Source organism: Mycoplana sp. BE70, from assembly GCF_031455855.1.
GTDB lineage: Bacteria > Pseudomonadota > Alphaproteobacteria > Rhizobiales > Rhizobiaceae > Mycoplana.
This window is the reverse complement of the sequence record NZ_JAVDTM010000011.1, coordinates 112,157-125,826: the sequence shown is the minus strand read 5'-3', so window position 1 is coordinate 125,826 and position 13,670 is coordinate 112,157. Positions and strand designations below refer to the sequence as shown.

Annotated in this window: 17 protein-coding genes and 1 pseudogene; 12 read left to right on the top strand and 6 right to left on the bottom strand. The window is 59.8% G+C overall.

What is annotated here, in order from left to right:
• Positions 1-9: 9 nt before the first annotated feature.
• The gene (locus J2Y48_RS20095) at positions 10-201 is read right to left on the bottom strand and encodes a helix-turn-helix domain-containing protein (RefSeq protein WP_310421518.1); all 192 of its coding nucleotides are present in this window, start codon (positions 199-201) and stop codon (positions 10-12) included.
• Positions 202-536: 335 nt separating this feature from the next.
• Positions 537-1,694, bottom strand: coding sequence for an RHE_PE00001 family protein (locus J2Y48_RS20090; protein WP_310421515.1), 1,158 nt, complete (start codon positions 1,692-1,694; stop codon positions 537-539).
• Positions 1,695-1,880: 186 nt separating this feature from the next.
• On the opposite strand from J2Y48_RS20090, the gene J2Y48_RS20085 reads away from it, so the two are divergent.
• The 7 genes from J2Y48_RS20085 to J2Y48_RS20055 all read left to right on the top strand — a co-directional run bounded on the left by J2Y48_RS20085 (position 1,881) and on the right by J2Y48_RS20055 (position 5,433).
• Positions 1,881-2,123, top strand: a complete 243-nt coding sequence (locus tag J2Y48_RS20085; protein ID WP_310421513.1) for a type II toxin-antitoxin system prevent-host-death family antitoxin — start codon at positions 1,881-1,883, stop codon at positions 2,121-2,123.
• Positions 2,123-2,542, top strand: coding sequence for a type II toxin-antitoxin system VapC family toxin (locus J2Y48_RS20080; RefSeq protein ID WP_310421511.1), 420 nt, complete (start codon positions 2,123-2,125; stop codon positions 2,540-2,542). Before J2Y48_RS20085 ends, J2Y48_RS20080 begins: the two co-directional genes overlap by 1 nt.
• Positions 2,543-3,190: 648 nt before the next feature.
• Positions 3,191-3,445 (top strand): type II toxin-antitoxin system VapB family antitoxin, encoded by a 255-nt coding sequence (locus J2Y48_RS20075; protein ID WP_310421509.1) that lies wholly within the window; start codon positions 3,191-3,193, stop codon positions 3,443-3,445.
• Entirely contained in the window at positions 3,445-3,831 is a 387-nt protein-coding gene (locus tag J2Y48_RS20070) for a type II toxin-antitoxin system VapC family toxin (protein WP_310421507.1), read from the top strand. The genes J2Y48_RS20075 and J2Y48_RS20070 overlap by 1 nt, the downstream gene beginning before the upstream one ends.
• Positions 3,832-3,840: 9 nt before the next feature.
• The gene (locus J2Y48_RS20065; protein ID WP_310421505.1) at positions 3,841-3,975 is read left to right on the top strand and encodes a hypothetical protein; all 135 of its coding nucleotides are present in this window, start codon (positions 3,841-3,843) and stop codon (positions 3,973-3,975) included.
• Complete coding sequence (locus J2Y48_RS20060; protein ID WP_310421503.1) at positions 3,972-5,129, top strand: tyrosine-type recombinase/integrase; 1,158 nt, start codon at positions 3,972-3,974, stop codon at positions 5,127-5,129. Before J2Y48_RS20065 ends, J2Y48_RS20060 begins: the two co-directional genes overlap by 4 nt.
• A gap of 94 nt (positions 5,130-5,223) precedes the next feature.
• Positions 5,224-5,433, top strand: a complete 210-nt coding sequence (locus J2Y48_RS20055) for a hypothetical protein (protein WP_310421501.1) — start codon at positions 5,224-5,226, stop codon at positions 5,431-5,433.
• Between the two features lie 312 nt (positions 5,434-5,745).
• Here J2Y48_RS20055 and J2Y48_RS20050 read toward each other — a convergent pair whose 3' ends face one another.
• From J2Y48_RS20050 to repA, 4 genes are all read right to left on the bottom strand, one after another.
• Positions 5,746-6,699, bottom strand: a complete 954-nt coding sequence (locus tag J2Y48_RS20050) for a 3'-5' exonuclease (protein ID WP_310421498.1) — start codon at positions 6,697-6,699, stop codon at positions 5,746-5,748.
• 55 nt (positions 6,700-6,754) lie between these two features.
• Entirely contained in the window at positions 6,755-7,969 is a 1,215-nt protein-coding gene (gene repC / locus J2Y48_RS20045; protein ID WP_310421497.1) for a plasmid replication protein RepC, read from the bottom strand.
• A gap of 156 nt (positions 7,970-8,125) precedes the next feature.
• Positions 8,126-9,103, bottom strand: coding sequence for a plasmid partitioning protein RepB (gene repB / locus J2Y48_RS20040; protein WP_310421495.1), 978 nt, complete (start codon positions 9,101-9,103; stop codon positions 8,126-8,128).
• A gap of 58 nt (positions 9,104-9,161) precedes the next feature.
• The gene (gene repA, locus J2Y48_RS20035) at positions 9,162-10,385 is read right to left on the bottom strand and encodes a plasmid partitioning protein RepA (RefSeq protein WP_310421493.1); all 1,224 of its coding nucleotides are present in this window, start codon (positions 10,383-10,385) and stop codon (positions 9,162-9,164) included.
• Positions 10,386-10,858: 473 nt separating this feature from the next.
• Between repA and traI the strand changes: the two genes are divergently transcribed.
• The 5 genes and pseudogenes from traI (at position 10,859) to J2Y48_RS20005 (ending at position 13,660) form a co-directional block, all read left to right on the top strand.
• Positions 10,859-11,482, top strand: coding sequence for an acyl-homoserine-lactone synthase TraI (gene traI / locus J2Y48_RS20030; protein WP_310421578.1), 624 nt, complete (start codon positions 10,859-10,861; stop codon positions 11,480-11,482).
• A 9-nt stretch (positions 11,483-11,491) separates the two neighbouring features.
• A pseudogene (locus J2Y48_RS20025) lies at positions 11,492-11,755 on the top strand (conjugal transfer protein TrbB); the annotation flags it as partial.
• A gap of 262 nt (positions 11,756-12,017) precedes the next feature.
• Positions 12,018-12,995, top strand: coding sequence for a P-type conjugative transfer ATPase TrbB (trbB, locus tag J2Y48_RS20015; RefSeq protein WP_310421576.1), 978 nt, complete (start codon positions 12,018-12,020; stop codon positions 12,993-12,995).
• The gene (locus J2Y48_RS20010; protein ID WP_310421492.1) at positions 12,985-13,368 is read left to right on the top strand and encodes a TrbC/VirB2 family protein; all 384 of its coding nucleotides are present in this window, start codon (positions 12,985-12,987) and stop codon (positions 13,366-13,368) included. Before trbB ends, J2Y48_RS20010 begins: the two co-directional genes overlap by 11 nt.
• The gene (locus J2Y48_RS20005; RefSeq protein WP_310421490.1) at positions 13,361-13,660 is read left to right on the top strand and encodes a conjugal transfer protein TrbD; all 300 of its coding nucleotides are present in this window, start codon (positions 13,361-13,363) and stop codon (positions 13,658-13,660) included. Before J2Y48_RS20010 ends, J2Y48_RS20005 begins: the two co-directional genes overlap by 8 nt.
• Positions 13,661-13,670: the final 10 nt, after the last annotated feature.

The following is a 13,670-nucleotide window of genomic DNA, read 5'->3' as shown; positions in this document are numbered from 1 at the left end:
TTGTACCTTTTAATTTTCGTTTTTTGAGTTGAAGCGTCTCTGCTCTTCAATCCACTGGTCGACTTCCCCTTTTCGAAATCGCCAAGAGCCACCAACCTTGAAGCCAGGTATTTTACTCTCTGACGCCAGCCGGTATGCCGTCTTCTCTGTAATGCGAAGATATTCGGCGACTTCGCGGATAGTCAGGATGTCTGTATCCATTGCTTTGCCCGATTATTTCGACAATTTGAGAAAATAAAGAAAAAACAGGCACCGATCAACCATTGTTTCCAAAAGCCCGCTTTCAGGCCTGGCTCTCGTGAACCGAGCCTACGGTCTCGGCCAGTCAGGTTCGTTCCCTGGCGCGTGAATTGATGCTAGCCTATGAGCACCGACGAAAAATCGCGATCGAGCCTTCCCACGCCACCAACGATCTGCGCTTGCGGCAAGCTCCCGGTTTGCACCTGCCGGTTTTGGATTTGTGTTTTGCGGCGGAATTTAGCACCGATGGTCGCCAGCCAGGGGAGCGGAGGAACGCTTCTGATCCACGCGAAGTTTCAGACTATTCCCCACGCCCGAAACCTCCCCCTCCCCGTCATCTCTCGAAGGCCGAGCTCCGAAACGATCCGCCGCGCCGCCTGCGGCGTCACGTCCAGCGTCTTCGCCACCATGCCGGCCGACACCAGCGGCCTTGCCATGACGAGCTCGATCAGTTCCGGCAGTGTCGACGACGTCCGCCGGCCGGCCAGTTTTCGCTCCATCATCTGCCGTGCCAGCGCCAGCCGGTCATGCTCCTTCAGCCCGATCTCGGCAGTGGCGAGCAGCCCGCTTGCAATGGCCAGCAGCCGAGTTTCGCGGTCGCGATGCCGGCGCCGATCGACGGGAATGGTTTTCAGGCCGAGATTGACGGCGGCCAAATGCGCCGCAGTGGTGACGCCGGCCTGGCGCAGGATCGAGGCGGAAAACAGCCGCCCGAGCCAGGGCGCGTTCTGCAGCACCGCAATCTCGCTCCAGGCATCGAGGGCAACGATCGCCTGCAGCACCGGCGGCAGGTCGCCGATCCTGGCGAGCACGCCGCGCCACTCCTCAAGCCGCTCGTCCTCGTCCCAATCGAGATCGTAGACCAGCGGATCCCTTTCCCCGGTCCGAGCGCTTTTGGCGGGGCCGGCCTTCCTTGCCTCTTCAATGACGGCGTCTGATCGGGCGAGCAGCGCGTCGATGGCGGCAAACTCGGCGTCGAAGGGACTGGGCATGGCAAAGGCGTCCTTTCCCCTCCCCTCCCATTCCCCATCGGTAGCGGCATCCGCCACGGCCGCTTTGTCCTCTACGTCGCCGTCGGCACCAACTGATGCTGCAGGCCACGCCTGGCCGCGCAGGCTGCGGAGACCGTCGGGGTTGAGCGCCCAGCCAGGCGGCTGCGCGGCGATGCGGCCGCGAGTGCGCAGCACGTCGCGGGCGATGGTCAGCTCATGGGTCGGCGTGCGGACATCTTTTGTGGCGTCGTGCAGCACCAGGTCCTCGAGATGGACGAGCTCGCCGTCGAGCCACAGCGAGGCGCAGGCATCGGCAAAATGCGCGCGTTCGAGAAAGCCCGCGCCGACCGACGAGCGGGCGATGCGCTCGTCGAGACGGGCGAGCGCGATGCCAGAGTCGGAGAGCGGCCGCAGCAGGCTCTGGAGGGGCAATTTGGCAAGATCGTAAGACATTGAAATCATGGTAAATGATTTGCTAAACGAACTCTATGGGAAAGTTAAGGTTCCTCACTGGGTATGATGCTCAAGTCCGCACGTTCCTATCGATAGGAACCATGTATCGATAGTAATCGGATCTGGTGGTTGACCAAGTCACGCATCGCTCCTATTTCAGAGAAAACAAGCTGCCGATCGACGAGCGAGGACCGCATGAGCACAACGGTGAAGATTTCGGAAGCCAAGGCGCATCTGTCGGAGCTGCTGGCCCGGGTCGAGGCCGGCGAGGAGGTGATCATCGCCCGCGGCAATGCGCCCATCGCCCGCCTGACGGCGATCGACGAACGCCGCCAGCGTCTCGCCGCGATCGAGGCCGTTCGGGCCATACGCGCGCGCGCCAAGCCTGTCACCCAGGAGGAGATCCGCGAATGGCGTGATGAGGGACGCCGGTACTGATGTCTTTTGTTGTCGATGCATCGATTGCCGGCGCCTGGCTGCTGCCGGATGAGGAGAACGAATTCGCCGCGCAGGCGATGACAAAAATGGCCGACGAGGATGCGCTGGCGCCCGATCTGCTGCAGCACGAGATTCGCAGCATCCTGCTGTCGGCCGAGCGACGGGGCCGGATCGATGGCGACCTCGTCTACACCGCCCTTTCCCGGTTTCGCGGGCTTCCCCTTCGACTGGTCTCCCGCAGTGACGACGTCGAGGTCGTTCGTGTGGCCCGCCGGTATCAACTGAGCGCCAATGATGCCGCCTATCTGGCGCTGGCATTGCTCGAGAACGCGCCGCTTGCAACGCTCGACCGAAAGCTCGCCAGTGCAGCCCGAAGCGAAGGTGTTCCCATCCTGGGGCCGCTCTCCCATGAGCAATGAACCGGCAGGTCCGGATCCGCTCATCCCGGTTGCGTCGAAAGATCGAGGAAAGCACCAACCTGCCAGCACCGATCAAGGTCATCTACGGCGTCGGGTACACCTTCACGGCGACGGCCATTGTGGAATGAGCATCCGTTGAACGACGACCTGCCCGCGAGAAAAGGATCTTTACTCGCGGCCACAATCGGGCATTGTGCGCAACCGGGAGGAGGAACCTCATTTCCTCCAATTGGGAGCCGTCCCGCCACCAACAGTACAAGCATGCGTGGCTCTCGCTTTCTGCAAGCGTTGGCGGCTTTGGCGTCAACCCGATGACGGTGCGGGTGAGAGGCGAGGGAACGAACGATTGAGAAGCACAATACTGCGAAAAATTGCCGTCATCGCCTGCGTCTTGGTCGCTTGCATCTCCCTGGCAAGCTGCGCGCGGAACTCCTGCCGGGATTGGCCGGGAACTTGCATCATCCAGTGATGGTAGTGTGTCTCAGGGTATGCGGCGGTGACATCAGGTTAACTTCGCCAAAGCACGGCTCGATGGATTTGACGGCGCATATACCGTTCACAACCGACACAGTGCCGGCGCTTGGCCCCGTTGTGCCTCCCGCGATATAGAGGTAGAATATAGACAACGAGGAACCTAGGACGACGAATATGGCGCTGAGTATCAAGGACTACGACACCGAGCAGCTTGCCCGCAGGCTTGCCGAGCGTACCGGCGAAAGCATCACACTGGCAACCAAACGCGCGCTCGAAGAGCGCCTGCGACGGCTTGGCTCCGACATGCGAAAAAACGCCCTGCTCGAGGATCTCGAAGCGATCCAGCGACGTTGGAACGCCCTGCCTATCCTTGACAACCGCACAGCCGACGAGATTCTCGGCTACGACGAAAACGGATTGCCATCCTGATGGTGATCGATACCTCCGTCCTTGCCGCAATCGCCTTCAATGAGCCGGAGGCGACGGCCTTCCGCGAACGCATTGCGGACGATCCCGTACGACTGATTTCCGCCGCGACCGTTCTTGAGGCTGCCATGGTGATCGAGACACGACTTGGGGAGGCCGCAGGAGCAGATCTCGACCTCTGGCTTTACAAGGCAGACGTCGAAGTCGTCCCTGTCACAGCGGAACATGCTGATCGTGCGCGGCGCGCCTGGCGTCGCTATGGCAAAGGCCGTCATCCGGCCAGCCTCAACTTCGGCGACTGCTTTTCATATGCTCTTGCGGCGCTGACCGGAGAACCGCTGCTCTACAAGGGCAACGATTTTTCGCAAACCGACATCGAGGCGGCGTGAGGATTTTCCATGGCAGTTCAACGCGACCCAGCAAAAGCGGCCGCTGATGCTGCGGCGGCCACGCAAAGCGACAATCCGGGGCGGGAGCGCCACGTGACCTCGGCACACGGCGATCTCTACGACGCCAACGGCTTGCCGAAATGAACGAGGTCGCTTCTGCATCACTCCTCAAACGCGCCGAAGAACTAGACGCGCTCGACGCCATCCTGCCATTCGACCGTCGTGACCAACTCGCTGCACTCCTCACCGATGACGACGTTGCCACCCTGAAACACCTGGCGAAGGAGGGCATGGGGGCGAACACACTCAGGGCGCTTGCCTCTGATCTCGCCTATCTCGAGGCCTGGTGCGCGCTGGCCACCGGCGCTCCCCTTCCTTGGCCCGCGCCGGAAGCGCTGCTGCTGAAATTCGTCGCCCATCACCTCTGGGACCGGGTCCGGCGCGAGGCCGAACCGGCGCACGGGATGCCGGCGGACGTCGAGTCGGGCCTGCGAGGCCAGGGATTGCTGCGGACGGAGGGTCCGCATGCGCCGGCAACGGTCAGGCGGCGGCTAACCTCCTGGTCGATCCTGACCCGCTGGCGCGGTCTCTCCGGCGACTTCTCTGCCCCGTCTCTGAAGAGCGCGCTGCGACTGGCCGTTCGCGCCACCGGCCGGCCAAGGCAGCGCAAGAGCCAGAACGCTGTCACCGCTGATGTTCTCGCAAGGCTGCTGTCCACCTGCATCGGCGATCGGCTGGTCGATATCCGCGATCGCGCCATTCTCCTGACCGCCTTCGCCTCCGGCGGGCGCCGACGCTCGGAGATCGCCAACATGCGTGTCGAGGACCTGATCTATGAAGAGCCAGTTTGCGCCTTGCCTGACGATCCGGCCTCCCCTCCCCTCCCCTGCCTGGCGATCCGCCTCGGGCGCACCAAGACGACGGGTCCGGACGACGACACCCGTTGCCTGATGATCGGGCGGCCTGTGGAAGCGCTGAAACACTGGCTCCGGGAAGCCAGGATTGACAGCGGCCCGGTGTTCCGCCGCATCGACCAGTGGGGCAACGTCGATCGCCGGGCGCTGACGCCACAGGCGATCAACCTGATCCTGAAGGGACGGTGCACAAAAGCCGGGCTCGATCCGGAAAAGTTCTCCGCCCACGGCCTGCGCTCCGGCTATCTGACCGAAGCCGCCAATCGCGGCGTGCCGCTACCGGAGGCGATGCAGCAGTCGCAGCACAAGTCACTGACCCAGGCCGCCTCCTACTACAACAATCCGGAGCGCCGACGCGGCAAGGCTGCTCGCTTGATTATCTAGGTCAAGCCAGATAGCGCGTACGCAACACTAAAGACGCGCCGGGCTATCATGCCGGGAAACCCTAAAAAGATCCTGAACGCGAAAGGAATTGTTCATGGAAACAACGACCATCCAGTCACGGGCGGATTTCGCCCAATGGGCGATCGAACGCGTAAGTGCCATCATCGCGGAACAGGGTGGCAATCTCGCGCTCGCCGCCCGCGAGGGCAGTGACGAGACGATTGCCGCAGCAGCGAATGCATTGGGCCAGACGATTGTCGATACGCTGCTCGAGGTGTTCGACGGACTGGTCGACGCGGAATAACATCCGCGACGCTGAGAATAACCACGATCAGATCTTGAGTCGATCGACGACTTTAGCCGCTTTATCCGTGGGCGACACGTCGGGAAATGTCGGTGCGCAACCAGGTTAGCTCCGCTTCAAGATCGACGTCGGTGCCCTCAATCCACCTGACTTTTGAGCGTCCAATCGCTGCCGTCGGACTGACGGTATCCCCTATTTCAGATCGAGAGCGCAATCTCGGCGCGAATACGGAGGACGCAGCGAAGGAAATTTGGATCTCTGACCCTCAGCGCAAGGGTCTTGCTGACGGCTCTATACCTTTCATCGCTCCGACTACCCCTTGAAGCGATCGAACGCCGTCAGCCGCTTCATCGGCGGGCTGGCATCGTAGCGGTAGATTTCGGCTCGCAGCCAGCAAAGCTCGTCGTCGAGATCAGCGTCGGAAACCTCGGTCCACCAGGCCTTGGGGCGACCGTCGCTGCCGTCGGACCAGCGATACCCCCTCCCCTTCAGCTGATCCTTGAGGTCGAAGGGAGAATTTTCCGCAAAGATCCGGACACGCGAACGCTGACTTCGTTCGTACAGCTCGGCGAACGCAGATCCGGCGTGGCATTCGCCATTGCCATCGAGGACTTCCAGAAGCGCAAAGCAATCGTCGACAGCCCGATGCCCGTCATGAAAATAGCCGGCCTGGCCGACCAGATAGCCAAGCTTCGTTCCCTCAAAGCCACGCGCCCGCCAATCCACCTCCGACACCGAGCAGGCCCAGGGCTTGTCGGCAAAGACCGGTGACAGCGCCTCGCAGAACGGCCGATCGAAGCCGGCATTATGGGCAATGATCAGGTCGGCCGGCTTTATCAGCGCCTCCAGCCGATCGAGGTCGATCATTTGTCCCGCGACCATCGCGTCGGTAATGCCGGTGAGCCGGGTGATGTCAGCGGGGATGGGGCCGCTCGGTTGCCGCAGTCCGCCGTAGACGGCCGTCACCGCACCGATCGTGCCGGTCTCATCGAAGCTGAAGGCAACAGCGCCGATCTCGATGATCTCGTCCTTGCGCGAACTGAGACCGGTCGTCTCGGTGTCGATGATGATGCCGCGCAACGGAAAGGCCGAATCTGGCAACCGGACAACCGGTCGAGGCTGGAGCTTTGACAGGATCCGATAGCGGCCCGTTGCCTGCAGATGCCGGACCATGTCGTCCTCGTTCATGGGCGGCGTCGCACGCCCATCCGTTCGACTGTCCATAATCCGCGCATCATCCGCAAACATGTCAAACTGAGCCGTCATTCCCGTCATTCTCTCCTCGCCTTCCCCGAGTGCCAACCAAGCAAACTGCCGCCGATCAGCCCGTACTCTGCACCGGCTTTCCATTCAACCGCAGCAAGGCCATCAGCATCGGCCCGAGCGAAAATTCGCCGCGCGCCGCTTTCCGGGTCAGATCGCGCAGATAGCCCCCGGCCGAATTGATGTGGCCCGCCCTTTCGAGGATACAGGCGACCGCAACGGCAGCGTTTTCCGGCCCCATTGCCTCGCAGGCCTCCTGGTAGGCGGACGGGCTGACCCCCAGCATCGAGCGGACCACGACCGCGGCGGTCATCAGTTCGCGCCAGCTGGAAATCGCCCCGCCGGGGCCGTACATCGCAATTTCCGGGCAGGCCCGCAGCACCATGCCCAGCGGAAATGCCTTTATCGCCTCCCGCAAAGGCTCGCTGATTTGCACTGCCGGCTCCCCCGGCTCTTTTCGAGAGCTAGGTTCAAGTTCATTGCTGGATTCGGTATTTGAATTCTGTATGTGCTGACGGTATTCGGCAGCATTGGTGTCGCTTTTTTGCGAAATCAGCTGAAGTTCCAGAAGGTTGACCACTTCGGCATGCAGCAGCGTCATTTCTTCCAGGCATTCTACGAGGTCCGGCTCGGTCTTTGCCTTCGCGAGCCGCCCGACGGCCGCCACGAAGTAGCCTTCGACCATGCCCCAGTCGCCGGCAGCACCCTCCTCCATCGCGGCGGAGATCAGCTTGCGAATATCGCGGCGGCAGATCGAAATGCGTTCCTTGACGATCTTCAGCCGTCGACGCTCTTCGGCCACCTGCTGGGCCAACTGGGCGAGCTCTTCCGAACGCGCCAGCAGCGGCGCCAGGCTGAAGCCATACGCCGCCTCGATCGTGCCGTCCCTGCCCTTACGTGCATAGCGCTTGCCATTCGGACTGTCATTTCGATGGATCAAACCGGCATCGACCAGGAGCGCCAGGTTTTCGCGCAACGTTGAACCGGCTATGCCGTTCGCGCGCGCGGAGAGCTGTGCGTTCGAAGGGAAGACAACGAGATTGCTGTCTTCGGTCAGGTCTGTTTCCGGATAGAATGAAATCAGCGCATTCAAAACCGCCAAGGCTCGATCACGCACCCCCAGCAGCGTGCGAGCATCGCAGGCATCCCGATAGACTTTCCATTTGTCGACGGACTTTCCCGCCCTGATATTGGCTGAATCAAACTGCCCTTTCACCAAGGCAAGCGTCATCGGCCGCCGCCCAAAAGGCGTCGTCACATTTCCACTCTGCATTTTCCTTCACCTTCCAATAGGCAAAAGAAGATCAGCTCACCAATAACGGTGCCAAAGACTCTTGACTGTGATTCGTGGAAATGCGATTCTCAGGCTGCTAAACGATGAGAGAGGCTTCCACGATGGTTACCGTCTGGGGGCCTTTTTCTTTTGCGGTTAGTCTCCCTTACCATCAACTGAGAGGAACTCGGCATAAAGCCGATCCAGGTTCCCTGCCAGGAACTGACCGAATCGGCCTGCGTTCTTCGACTTCATCGAGAGCGCGAACGCCTTTCCTGTATTCGTGAATTGGGCTGAAACGCCCTTGTCTGCCGGTTGCCAAGTGTCTTTTACATTGGTCACGGCTTTCTTGACCGGCTTTCCAGCCTTGTTCAGTGCTTTGAAAAGGTGATCGAACCGCGCGTCGCTATTCAATGAGGCGAACGTCGGTTCGAACATCAATTCTCTTACCTTTTCCGCGTTGGCATCCTTGCCGGCGAGCAGTGAGAGTTCCAACCAGCGCTCACGTCCGACTGCTGGAGCCGAACCGATGGCTTCGATCACTGAGGCTGGTATCCGTTCCGTAATGGACATCATCTTGGAGACAGCCGCGGCATTCGCCGCCAGCGAGGACGAAATGACACCTCGATCATACCCCAAATTCTCCAGTCGACGCGCGAAGGAAGCGCGCTCGATGAAGGTCAAATTGGAGCGTGCGGAGTTTTCTTGGCCCTGCGCGATGATATGCGTGCGGTCATCGAGTTTCTTAACGACGGCCCTGACCTTTAGACCGAGTTCGCGGGCGACACGGACGCGTCGATGACCGAAGACGATCTGGTAGCGTCCCTCAGCCACAGGGTGCGGCCGAACCAGGATCGGAGTGTCTTGGCCGCGTTCAGCGATCGCCTGTTTGAGCTCCTCAAACTGATCCGAATCGCCGTCCATTCGATCTGACACGAATGAGCTGTCGATAACATCGGGGGTTAGCTCTACAACAGCCTCGCCTTCAAGAAACTTCTCCGCCTGTTTCGACAACTCATCCAGCGAGCGAACCATGCTCCGCGAGGCCCCGCGCATGGGGTAGGTTTGAGGCTGATCCGCTTGGGACACCTCCCCATCATCCACAAGACCAGCCAGTAGGTTCTTTCTTGCCATCTACTTCGTTCCCAATCGCTGCAACCGTCTGAAGCTAAAGGAAAAATTGTCGTTTTTGTCAGCTGACAACTTTTCGCCCCCACGACGCGTGCACCAGATCCACAATTTCGGCATTGACCGCGTTCAAAGACTCTATTGCACGTTCGTAGGTCGTGCGTGTCATCTGGTTCTTCTCAACCTCGTAGAGGGTCTGCTTCGTAATACCCGCGTCAGAGATTGCCGTTGATTTCAGCATGTGGTTCTTCAACACGAATTGGTGGAAGAGGGTCTGCATAAATCCGACCATCTGAGCCTGCGGCCCATCCATCGGTTCGTACCGGGTGATGAGATAGCGATACCATTCGAGGTTCACCTCAGCGCCTGCATCCCTGATCGGCTTCAATATTCCGCCGAGCATCAACAGGAACTGTCCCATCGACATGACGTCCAGCATCTGGGGATGGATTGTGATGAGTACGCTCGTTGCAGCCGTCAGGGCGGTAATCGTGAGATAACCAAGTTGCGGCGGGCAATCGATGACAACGACATCGTAGCGATCTTCCACTTCGGCAAGGGCGCGCGAAATCCGCGTGAAGAAGGTTCTCCCCTCGTTGGAGCCCTTGTTGGACATGGCAAGCGGCGTATCGTATTCGAACTCCTGGAGCTCCAGATTTGCCGGGATGATATCAAGGCCTGGGAAGTTCGTCGCGTGAATGATTTCGGAAATCGACCGCCGTTCCCCATCATAGCGGATTGCTTCATAGAGCGACGGCGTAAGATCGAGCTCAGGCTGGAACCCATGAAGCGAAGACATCGAGGCCTGAGGGTCAAGGTCGACCGCCAGGACACGGTGGCCGGTTAGCGCCATGTACTGGGCCAGATGCGCGGCCGTTGTCGTCTTGCCTGACCCACCCTTGAAATTGACAACGGCAATGACCTGCAATTTGTCGCCAGGGCGACGGTGCGGGACGTAATTTCTCGCCTCGGAGCGACCATGCTCCTCCAGGTACTGGCGAAGATCGCCCATTTGCTCGGCAGTGTAGGAGCGTCTGCCGGAGGACGACGTCTGGGGAAGGGGGCCCTTTCCTTCCAAGTGCAGTTTCTTCAATGTGCTTTGCGAGACGCCAACAAACTGTGCGACTTCTGCCAACGAGAAGTGTCGCAGTCCTTTCTTGGCATTGGGCGGGTACTGCTGCATGCTTAGCAAATGCAGCTTCTTGGAAATCAAATCGCCCTGCTCGAGGATCATCTCCTCGAAATGCATAGGTCGCATTGCTGCCATTTGCGGCGTAGTAGCGTTCATGGAGGGAGAGCTCCCAAATAACGGTTTTTGGCTTTGTGCGCCATTCTAAGCGTTATTATGATTGATTCTCGCCAGCGCTGGCAAGGAGCTGAGGTGAATCAACAGCTTGTCGAGCTTCCAGCCCACATCACGGAAAATCCAGCGGTACGAACATTTCCTCTATCTATTCAATTAGATAGATCAGATTTTCGGTTGCACGTACGCCGTTCGTTCACCTGTGAATCATACAATAAGCGCTCTGCTGGGACAGGTCATCCAATTCGGAGAATCAGGTGGCCGGTTGCGACTCACCCTGCAGACAGCCCATGACCGGCCCGGTTCGGTGAGGGGGCGCCTTTGATTGGAAACATCGTCGTCGGTCGAGCCATGCTTTGAGCGAAGACAGTCATTTGTGGCTTGTCGAACTCTACAACTGCCAGGCCGCGGGGTTCCGTGCTGAAAGTTCCTTCAAACCGGAACGGTGGAGGGGAACGATGCGAATTGTGGCGATTTCAGCAGCACAAAGCACAAAGGAAAACCGACTGGTCGACGCTCAGCATCGTCTGCGCGCAAAGATTTTCTCCAAGCGCCTTGGCTGGGAGGTTGATGTCAAGGATGGCCGGGAGTGTGACCGCTTCGATCGGCTCCGGCCGACATACATTCTCGCCGTACTGGAAGGCGGAAAAGTAGCAGGATGCGCAAGGCTTCTTCCCGCCATCGGTCCAACGATGCTGGCAAACGTATTTCCCTCCCTTCTTCCAGACGGACGATTGCACGCCCATCCCGCAATGGTCGAAAGCTCTCGCTTCTGCGTCGATACCAATCTCGCAGAGGGGAGGGGGGATGGCTGGATTCACGCGGCCACGCTGACCATGTTCGCCGGCATCATCGAATGGTGCATCGCCAATCTATACACCGAGATCATTACCGTAACCGACCTCAGGTTCGAGCGGATCCTTGCGCGGGCAGGGTGGCCGCTTGACCGGCTGGGTGAGCCGCGAAGAATTGGCGCAACCATGGCCGTCGCAGGCACGTTGCCCGTGAATACGGAGACCTTCGAAAGGCTCTGCCCGTCAGACTACAGCTCCGACCTCGTTGCGGTCGGCCGGGTCGCATAGGGGACTTCCGTGACTCAGCTCGGTTCTCACCACCGGCTGGGGCGCAAGCTCCAGGGGGCGCTCGGCGACGAACTCTGCATCGCGCTCGATGATGCCAACGTCGTAGAAATGCTCAATCCCGACGGCAGGCTCTTGCGTCTCGGACAGGAAGTGACCCAGGCAGGCAAGATGCCGTCTTCGGCTGCGGAACTGGTCATAGACGCGGTAGCCCACGGACTACTGCAGTCCGAGGTCGACGCCGACCAGCCGATCATATCGAGCGAACTGTCACTCTCGCGATGTTCAAAGGCATCATCGAATGGTCGATCGCCAACGGCTACAGCGAGATCGTCACAGTCACTGACCTGGGTTCGAGCGGATCTTGTCGTATCGGATGGCCCTTCAGCGGTTAGGACCCCACAAGAAAATCGGCGTCACAACAGCGGTCGCCGGTACTCTGCCCGCAAACCGAGCGGCATTTTTCAGCGGCGCCGGCGTGCGCACCATCGCTCGTTCATCACCACCCCCTTCAGTCAGGCAGCCTAAGGAGAAGCACGTGACTCAACTTCGTTCTCATCCCCGACTTGTGCGCAAACTCCAGGAAGCGCTTGGCGATCAGCTTTGCGTCGCGCTCGACGATAGCAACGTCGTCGAGATCATGCTCAATCCCGACGGCAAGCTTTTTATCGAACGGCTCGGTCACGGCGTGGCGCCTGCTGGCGAAATGTCTCCCGCTGCAGCCGAGATGGTCATTGGGACTGTCGCACATGCTCTTCAGTCAGAGGTCGATACGGACCAGCCGATCATCTCAGGTGAACTGCCGATCGGAGGACATCGGTTTGAAGGTCTGCTCCCTCCGATCGTTGCGAAACCGGCCTTCACGATCCGCCGCCATGCATCACGTCTCATTCCGCTGGATGACTATGTTCGCAGCAGCGTCATGACTGACATTCAGGCGGGCACAATACGAAGCGCGATCGCTTCGCGCTTGAACATCATCATCTCTGGCGGAACGGGATCGGGAAAGACAACGCTCGCCAATGCCGTGATCGACGAAATCGTCAAAAGCGCGCCGGAGGATCGGCTGGTCATCCTCGAGGACACAGCGGAAATCCAGTGCGCCGCCGAGAACGCGGTACTTCTGCACACGAGCGACGCCGTCGACATGGCGCGCCTGCTGAAGAGCACAATGCGCCTTCGGCCCGATCGCATCATAGTGGGTGAAGTTCGTGACGGAGCAGCTCTTACGCTGCTGAAGGCATGGAACACGGGCCACCCGGGCGGTGTGGCGACCATCCACTCGAATACCGCGACATCCGCGTTGCGGCGGCTCGAGCAACTGACCGCTGAAGCCAGCCACCAAACAATGCACGAAGTCATCGGCGAGGCTGTCGATCTCATCGTTTCCATCGAGCGCACGCCGCGCGGCCGCCGAGTGCGTGACGTTATCCACGTCGAGCGCTTTACCAACGGCGAATACGAAATCCAATCCGATCCGCTCACCGAAGAACAGGAAGCGCGCCATGTTGCGTAAAAAGACTCTCCTCACCACTGCCATCGTTGCAGCACCGACCGTCCTGACCTCTGCAGTGCAGGCTCTGGCAAGCTCGGGTGGAAGTCTCCCCTGGGAGGGTCCGCTCGAAAAAATCCAGCAGTCGATTACAGGGCCCGTGGCTGGCTACATCGCGCTTGCCGCTGTCGCGATCGCTGGTGGCATGCTGATCTTTGGTGGCGAGCTCAACGATTTCGCACGAAGGCTCATGTATGTGGTCCTTGTTGCAGGCATCCTGCTCGGCGCGACCACGATTGTGGGCCTGTTCGGCGCGACGGGCGCATCGATCGGCGTTTCGCAAGAATTGATTTCCACCCTCCAGCCCCTCGGGGCAGGGGAGGGGAGAAATGGCTGACTATCTGTCCAGCCTGCACCGCAATCGAATCCACCGTGCACTTTCTCGGCCGAACCTCCTGATGGGGGCGGACCGAGAGCTTGTCCTCATCACGGGCCTTGCGGCGGTCATTTTGATCTTCGTCGTTCTGACGGTTTATTCCGCTCTTTTCGGCGTGGCCGTCTGGATCGTCATCGTTGGGGTCCTCCGGATGATGGCAAAGGCGGACCCGCTGATGCGGCAAGTCTACGTGCGGCACATTTCTTACAAGCCCTACTACAGGCCGACTACATCGCCTTGGCGGAAATTTTGAGGAGGCGGTG

Excerpts from the sequence above, each read along its gene's own strand:
- J2Y48_RS20005 (WP_310421490.1), top strand. The coding sequence starts at position 13,361 with ATGGCTGACTATCTGTCCAGCCTGCACCGCAATCGAATCCACCGTGCA.
- repB (WP_310421495.1), bottom strand. The coding sequence starts at position 9,103 with ATGGCAAGAAAGAACCTACTGGCTGGTCTTGTGGATGATGGGGAGGTG.
- repC (WP_310421497.1), bottom strand. The coding sequence starts at position 7,969 with ATGCAGAGTGGAAATGTGACGACGCCTTTTGGGCGGCGGCCGATGACG.
- J2Y48_RS20085 (WP_310421513.1), top strand. The coding sequence starts at position 1,881 with ATGAGCACAACGGTGAAGATTTCGGAAGCCAAGGCGCATCTGTCGGAG.
- J2Y48_RS20070 (WP_310421507.1), top strand. The coding sequence starts at position 3,445 with ATGGTGATCGATACCTCCGTCCTTGCCGCAATCGCCTTCAATGAGCCG.
- J2Y48_RS20075 (WP_310421509.1), top strand. The coding sequence starts at position 3,191 with ATGGCGCTGAGTATCAAGGACTACGACACCGAGCAGCTTGCCCGCAGG.
- J2Y48_RS20060 (WP_310421503.1), top strand. The coding sequence starts at position 3,972 with ATGAACGAGGTCGCTTCTGCATCACTCCTCAAACGCGCCGAAGAACTA.
- traI (WP_310421578.1), top strand. The coding sequence starts at position 10,859 with ATGCGAATTGTGGCGATTTCAGCAGCACAAAGCACAAAGGAAAACCGA.
- J2Y48_RS20010 (WP_310421492.1), top strand. The coding sequence starts at position 12,985 with ATGTTGCGTAAAAAGACTCTCCTCACCACTGCCATCGTTGCAGCACCG.
- J2Y48_RS20080 (WP_310421511.1), top strand. The coding sequence starts at position 2,123 with ATGTCTTTTGTTGTCGATGCATCGATTGCCGGCGCCTGGCTGCTGCCG.
- repA (WP_310421493.1), bottom strand. The coding sequence starts at position 10,385 with ATGAACGCTACTACGCCGCAAATGGCAGCAATGCGACCTATGCATTTC.
- J2Y48_RS20055 (WP_310421501.1), top strand. The coding sequence starts at position 5,224 with ATGGAAACAACGACCATCCAGTCACGGGCGGATTTCGCCCAATGGGCG.
- J2Y48_RS20090 (WP_310421515.1), bottom strand. The coding sequence starts at position 1,694 with ATGATTTCAATGTCTTACGATCTTGCCAAATTGCCCCTCCAGAGCCTG.
- J2Y48_RS20065 (WP_310421505.1), top strand. The coding sequence starts at position 3,841 with ATGGCAGTTCAACGCGACCCAGCAAAAGCGGCCGCTGATGCTGCGGCG.
- J2Y48_RS20050 (WP_310421498.1), bottom strand. The coding sequence starts at position 6,699 with ATGACGGCTCAGTTTGACATGTTTGCGGATGATGCGCGGATTATGGAC.
- J2Y48_RS20095 (WP_310421518.1), bottom strand. The coding sequence starts at position 201 with ATGGATACAGACATCCTGACTATCCGCGAAGTCGCCGAATATCTTCGC.